The organism is Chryseolinea lacunae (genome assembly GCF_016735595.1).
Taxonomy (GTDB): Bacteria; Bacteroidota; Bacteroidia; order Cytophagales; family Cyclobacteriaceae; genus Chryseolinea; species Chryseolinea lacunae.
In genome coordinates, this window is sequence record NZ_JAERRB010000002.1 from 821726 (window position 1) to 829600 (window position 7875).

Below are 7875 nucleotides of genomic sequence, written 5' to 3' on the forward strand. Positions count from 1 at the left end.
CATCCCTTCAGTCTTTTTTGTTTAACCAATTTTCCATCGTCCATATTCTTTGGTATGAGTGCAACACTAGTGTCAGTTTTAAAACATTGTCAGCGCGGCGCAAAATCCGGAATTACGTTTATCCGTAGTTCACAGGAAGAAGACACGCTGTCGTATGAGCAGCTATACAACAGTGCGATGTCGCTGTTAAAGTCCCTGCAAGACGCTGGTGTAGAACCCGGTCACGAAATGATTTTGCTGGCCGAAGATAACCGCACCTTTCTGATCGCGTTCTGGGCATGCCTGCTGGGAAAAATCGTTCCCGTGCCGCTCACCATGTCGGGTCAGGACGATCACAAACATAAATTTGTGAAGGTCTGGAAAACACTGTCGCATCCGTTTGTCTTTAGCGACGAGGCGTATCTGAAACGACTGGCGTCCTATTGCGCAGAAAACGAACTCGTGCCAGTATACGACGAGATCGCATCGCGTTTCATATCGCTTGATATCGCGAACACATCAGAAGGTGTTGGCCGTCGGTATAATCCTGATCCCGACGATGTGGCTTTCATCCAATATTCATCGGGCTCCACCGGCGACCCCAAAGGCGTGGTGTTGACACATCGCAACCTGATGGCAAACATCGGGGGCATCATCGACCGGTCGCAAATTGTACCCGGCGATGCAGCGCTCAGCTGGATGCCGCTCACACACGACATGGGGTTGATTTGTTTTCACTTGAGTGCATTGGTGGCCAACATCGATCAATATATTCTGCCCACGGCGCTGTTCATACGCCACCCGCTGTTGTGGATTGCAAAGGCCAGCGAGCACAAGGCAAGTTTGTTGTATGCTCCAAACTTTGGATACCAATATTTTCTGTCGACATTTCAGGATCGTGTACTTTCTGTGGACTGGGATCTTTCGCGCGTGCGACTGATCTATAACGGAGCAGAACCAATTTCCGTTGGTCTTTGCAAAGCGTTTATGGAAGCGCTGAACGTTTTTGGCCTGCAACCTTCGTGCATGTTTCCGGGCTATGGCCTTGCCGAAGCTTGTGTGGCTGTGGCACTTCCGAAGGTAGGGGAGCCGTTGAAAAGCTACACCCTCTCCAGAACCAACCTCAGCATTGGCGATCGGGTGGTTGAAGTAAATGAAGAAGAGGACGGTGTCAACTTTGTTGAAGTTGGTTTCCCTGTGAAAGGTTGTGCCCTTCGGGTGTGCCGCGACGACGATGGCGTGCTTGATGAATACTGTGTGGGAAATATTCAGATCAAAGGCGAAAACGTAACAGCCGGTTATTTTAACGACAAGGCACGAACCGCTGAAATTATGACGGCCGATGGTTGGCTGAAAACAGGCGACCTGGGTTTCGTGTGCAACGGCCGGTTGGTCATCACCGGCAGAAAGAAAAATATTATCATCGTTAACGGGCAAAATTATTACCCCCACGATATCGAACGTGTGGCCATCGCCGCATTGAATTCGGAACTTGGCCGCGTGGTAGCATGCGGTGTGCGCGATGATGAGCAAAGCAACGAAGAGTTGGTTTTGTTCATCCTTCACAAGGGATCGCTCCAAACATTTCTGCCCGATGTGCTCACCGTAAAAGAAGCCATAGTGGGCAGGATGGGCCTCATCGTCAGTCACGTGATTCCTGTTCGCAGAATCCCCAAGACCACCAGTGGAAAAATTCAAAACTATAGACTCGTCGGACAATACCGACACGGTGTTTTCAACGATGAGATAAATCAATTGCGTCAACTGGTGGAAGCCCAGTTCGCAACGGGCGAACGCGATGTGAACAATGGCGTGGCGCAGGTGGAAACGTTGCGCTCGCTGTGGGCAGAACTTTTTGGCAAGCGCATCAATGCTACCGACAACCTGTTTGAAATGGGCATCACCAGCCTGCAGGCCATGCGGTTTTGCGCAGCGCTGAAGAGCCGTTTCCAGGTGAACGTATCAATTCAGGATATTGCAAACAACCCAACGCTTGAAGCGGTAACAATTTTTATTCAAGCTCGTCCAATCGGGACTGTCGTGGGCATCGAACCAATTCCGGTTCAGGAAAGCTATGAACTTTCGCACGGTCAATACGACTTGTGGATGCTGAGCAATCGTCCTGCCATAGCAAGCGCACTCAACATCACCATTGCCCGGCACCTGGTGGGCGATCTGCAGGTGGACATTCTCATGAAGGCGATTCAGGCTTTGGCCAACCGCCACGAGAGCCTGCGGACTGTTTTTGTTGAACAGGACGGTGTGGCCCGGCAACAGGTTATAGCGGCCGGGGATTTTCGGTTTCAATTTATTTATGAAGGCCTTTCCGATGTTTCCGATCCGGAAGTTCGGAGCGTGGCCCAGCAAGTTGCCGACCGTTCGTTCGATCTGGCCACGGGCCCCCTTTGGCGTGTGGCCGTTGTCAGATCGGCAGCGCGCGAGCACGTGTTTGTTTTTAGCATTCACCACATCGTCTCCGACGGATGGTCTGTGTTGAAAGCACTGGATGAAATTTTTGCAAACTATGAAAGCTATCGCACGCAAAGCGCTTATCAGCAAGAAGCTTTACCGATACAACTGAAAGACTATGCGGCGTGGCACAACCACCAGGTTGCGTCGGGCGCATGGACGGCACACCGCCACTATTGGGTGGAGCTTCTTCGCGGGGCAGAGCCCCTTCAGCTTCCCTATAGCAGCGGCGGTGCCGTGGATCGTTATCAGGGACAGGTGTTTTCAAAACAGGTGCCCGCATCCACATTGTATGCGCTGCGTGACCTGAGCGCTGCACGGCAAACCACATTGTTCACAACCTTGGCGGCCTCCGTCAAACTGCTTCTGCACAAATACACAGGGCAAACCGACATTCTTGTGGGAACCGACATTGCCGGCAGAGACTGGGATGTTCTTGAACCACAAATCGGATACTATCTCCACACGCTGGTGTTGAGAACGTTGGTTGAAAAGGATGCGTCTTTTGAATCGCTGCTCGACCGTGTGAAAGAACAGGCGTTGCAAGCCTATGAACATCAGTACTATCCTGTCAACAAAGTTGCTGGCGAGCTGGGCTTGTCGGGCAATGGAGCATCGTTGTTCAACGTGCTCATCCTCTTCCAGGATTTTGACAGCAGTTTTAAAAATGCACTGGAAGGTGTGTCTATCGCGCCATACGATCTGGACGTTACGTCGGCCCTGGTTGATTTATGCTTTGAATTCGGCTGGCGCAACGATGCGTTGATGCTGGATATAAAATTCAATAGCGACCGGTTTCAGCTTTGGCAAATCGAAAACCTGGCCGGGCACTTTATCACACTAACCGACCTCGTAACACAAAACCCGCAGCATCGGCTGGATTCGTTCGACGTGTTTGCGCAGGATCGTGCGTTGGCCGCGCACACGCAAGAACGCGTGGCATATCCCGCGCACGAAACCGTGGTGGATTTGTTGCGCCGCGCATGTTCAAAATATCCCGAGCAAACAGCACTGATTGCGGGCGACACCTGCATGTCATACAAAACGCTCGACGAAAGAACCAACCACATAGCCAATGGGCTGCGTCTGCACCACGGTGTGCGCAGCGGCGATCGGATTGGGCTTATGTTAAAAAATTCTGATGACCTGTTGCTCGGGCTCATCGCCGTGCTGAAAAGTGGCGGCACCTATGTTTACCTTGATCCTGAATATCCCGCAGAACGCTTGAATTTTATCATAGAAGATTGCGGGATAAAAAATATATACACCAATGCCCCGACTCTGGCCGGAAAAGATCTGCAGGCAAATGCCGTGGTCGTCGAGGAGATTGAACGTTTACAGGAACTTCAGCCAACGTCTGAAGAATTTGAAAACGTCGACACCGAAGGTCTGGCCTACATCCTGTACACCTCTGGTTCAACGGGCCGTCCAAAAGGGGTGATGATTCGTCACAGCGCTTTGGTGGACTATGTTCGCACATTCACGAGCTACTTTGGCGTCACGGCCATGGATGTGGTCTTGCAACAATCATCCCTTTCGTTTGATGTGTCTATCGAAGAAATATTTCCCGTGCTTTGCGCCGGAGGCACGCTCGTTGTGCTTGAGAGCGGAGCAAAAGACATCCACACTTTACTGGAAACGCTTGAACGCGAATCGGTGAGCGTGTTGAGCACAACACCGCTGGTGATTAAAGCCATCAACGAATCGCCACAACGCGTGAACAGCCTTCGTGTGCTCATCAGTGGCGGCGACCTTCTGAAAGGAAATTATATCGACCAGTTGATTGGCCGCGTGGAGCTCTACAACACCTATGGTCCAACAGAAACCACCGTTTGTGCCACGTACCATAAAATTGAAACACTGGCCGATGCCGCCATCATCGGCAAGCCGATCGCGAACCGGTCGGTCTACATCCTCGATCAGGAAATGCAATACGTTCCCGCGGGTGTTGCCGGCGAATTGTATATCGGCGGCGCGGGCCTGGCAAAGGGATATAACAACCTGGAAGAAGAAACAGCGCGTAACTTTGTGTCGTCACCTTTTGCACCAAACGAACGGCTTTTCAAAACCGGCGACATGGCACGATGGCTTCACAACGGCGAAATCGAATTCATGGGCCGTCGCGATTCGCAGGTAAAGGTTGCAGGCTATAGAATCGAATTGATGGAAGTGCTGCAGGCCATCACAAAACACGACGCCATCGACGATGCCCACATTGTGGTGCGCAACAATGCAGCAGGAGAAAAATATCTCGCGGCATACATCGTGCTGAAAAATGATGAACCTGTGAAACTGGAGTCGATAGACATTCGACGCTTTTTGATGGACGAGGTTCCATTCTTTATGATACCGTCGTTGTTCATTGCCGTTCCATCGCTTCCGGTGACGACCCATGGCAAGGTAGACGAAAAGGCATTGCCTCAACCATCGGCCGACAACATCATAAAGGCCCATCCCATTGCATCGAGCCAGGAAGGTCAGGCGGTGATTGCACGAATGATAGCGCTGTGGCGCGAAGTGCTGGCAACGTCGCCCGACAACGATGGAAACTTTTTTGAACACGGAGGCAATTCCATAAAAGGAACACAATTGATCGCTCGCCTCAATACTGAATTTGGCGTGCGGATAACATTGAATGATTTGTTTTTATATCCGACGGTGCGCGAGCTGTCCACGTTGGTGGTGCACGCCGAGGCAAGGGAGAACATAGCAATAGAGCGTGTTGCCGAAGGTCGTTATTTTGAGCTTTCGCATGCGCAGAAGCGTCTCTGGGTGCTCGATCAGTTGAAGGAAGCAAAGACAGCCTACACACTCTCATGGGCGTTCACGCTGTCGGGAAACCTTGACACCGCAGCGTTTGAAGAAAGTTTCCGCGTGTTGTGCGAACGACACGAAAGCCTGCGCACCGCCTTCGAGGTGGTGAACGGCGAACCGGTGCAGGTGATATGTGAAAATGACCCTGCGTTGTTTTCGATCCAACATTTTCAGGTGCAACAACCCGCCGACCTTTCGGCTATCATTCGAAACGAAACGATGCATGCATTTGAGTTAACACAGGCTCCGCTGGTGCGGGCCAGGTTGGCACTGTTAGGCGACAATCAGTTTCTCTTTCTGTTCACGGTGCACCACATCATTGCCGACGGCTGGTCGGTAGAAATTCTTGTAAAAGAACTCACATCGCTATACAATGCTTTTTGCAAGGGCCAGACGAATCCGCTTCCCGAACCCGTCTATCAATACAAAGACTATGCAGCGTGGGAAGCCCGCCAATTGCGCGAGGGCGCACACGAAGAAGGTCGCGCATTCTGGATAAACCAGTTTGCCGACGAAGTGCCTGTGCTGGATCTTCCTACTGATTTTGCACGACCAAAAGTACAAACCTTTGCCGGCGACAAGCTCGGCATTTCGCTGCCGCAGTCGCTGCACGAAAACTTAAAGGCCATGAGTGCAAAGCAAGGCGTGAGTCTTTTCACGACATTGCTCGCCGGCGTGAAGGCGCTTCTCTATCGCTATAGCGGGCAGGAAGACATGGTTATCGGAACACCCGTGGCGGGTAGAAATGAATCGGCATGGCAAAACCAGGTCGGGCTGTTTCTGAACACGCTGCCGTTGCACACGCGCTTCAGCGGAGAGCAAAATTTCCGTGAGCTTTTGGCGGAAGTGAAACGTGTTGTTGTTGCGGCATTTGCGCACGACGAATATCCTTTCGATCTGCTTGTCGATGCCCTGGGCTTGCCAAACAACACCGGGCGCTCTGCGCTTTTCGATGTGATGGTGGGTTTCCAGAACAAGGAAGATGTGGTGGAACAGTTGAAGACGCTCGAAGGCGTTCATGTTACACAACATACCCTCTATCCGGCCATCAGTCAATTCGATTTATCGATCGATTTCTTTGAGCGGAAGGCGGGCGTTGATGTGGAGATCGAATTTAATTCAGACCTTTTTTCGCGGGCACGAATCGAACGCATGGCCGCGCACTTTCATCGCCTGATGGAAGTTGTGTGTGCAGATATTGATGTACCTCTTCATCGGATACCCCTCATGGCCGCCGCCGAACGCAGCCAATTGCTGACGGCCTTTAACCCGCGCAGGAATGCTTTGCACGATGCGATCACCTTTCAGGAAATGTTTGAAAAACAAGTTGAAGCAACACCCCATGCTGTGGCCGTTGTTTTCAATACCCGGAATTTAACCTATTCCGAATTGAATGAACACGCCAACCGGATCGCGCACTATCTGCGCGACGAAAGGGGCATTGTGGCAGGAGACCGGATCGGATTGTTGGTTGGACGTTCGGAAAAAATGATGATGTATGTTCTGGCGATTATTAAATCGGGAGCCACATTTGTTCCGATCGATCCGGAATATCCATTGGAACGAATTGCGTTTCTCATCGGCGACTGCGGTGCAAAACTTTTGCTGACCGACAGTGCGGCAATTCCCCAAACCAACACGCCCGTGTTGCCCGTGGCCACATGTCTAGAACAGGCCTCGACGTTTCGTGCCACCAATCCTGTTTTGCAAAGCAGGCCTGACGATACACTGTATGTGATCTACACATCGGGATCGACCGGTCGCCCCAAGGGCATGATGATTTCGCATCGAAACGTGGTGAACCTCACCGACGCCTTGCGACATGCCTATGGCCTCGATCAGTTTCCGGTGCGGCTGTTGCAAATGGCCAGCATGGCGTTCGACGTTTTCTTTGGCGACGTTTGCCGGGCATGGCTTCATGGTGGTTGCACGGTGGTTTGTCCCGCCGATGTGCGCCTCGATCCGGCGGGCCTCTACGACCTGCTGCGCGAACATCAAATCACATTTTTCGAGTCGACGCCCACGTTGATTATGCCTTTGATGAACTACATCAACGACGAATCGCTCGATATTTCGTTTGTCAAAATGGTGGTGCTGGGTTCGGAGGTATGTTTGCTGGAGGACTATGCCAGCCTGGTGCGCGCCCATGGCGACCGCATACGCATTGTTAACAGTTATGGCACAACCGAGACCACCATCGATGCATGCTATTATGAATCCGACGTGGCAAGCCTGCCCGTCAAAGCTTCGGTTTCGCCCATAGGGAAGCCGTTGCAAAATGTGAAACTATACGTGTTGGACCAACATAAAGAACTGGTGCCCCTCGGCGTCAAGGGCGAGCTCTACATCGGCGGTGCAGGTGTTGGTAAAGGATATTGGAACAGAGACGATCTTAATCAGGAAAAATTTATGGCCAGCCCTTTTGAAGCTGACGAAAGACTATATAGAACAGGAGACCTGGTGAAATGGCTCGACGATGGAAACATGCAGTACCTCGGCCGTCGCGATTTCCAGGTAAAGATCAGAGGCTATCGGATCGAGATCGGTGAGATCGAGAATGTTATTCGCGGCTATGCGGGCGTAGAAGATGTACGGGTGGTGAGCCGCACGATA

The 7875-nt window shown here is 51.7% G+C and carries 1 protein-coding gene; it reads left to right on the top strand.

Annotation, left to right across the window (positions count from 1 at the left end; genetic code table 11):
* Positions 1-54: 54 nt before the first annotated feature.
* Positions 55-7875, top strand: a 7821-nt coding sequence (locus JI741_RS09145) for a non-ribosomal peptide synthetase (RefSeq protein ID WP_236675965.1), incomplete at its 3' end; no start/stop codon positions are given.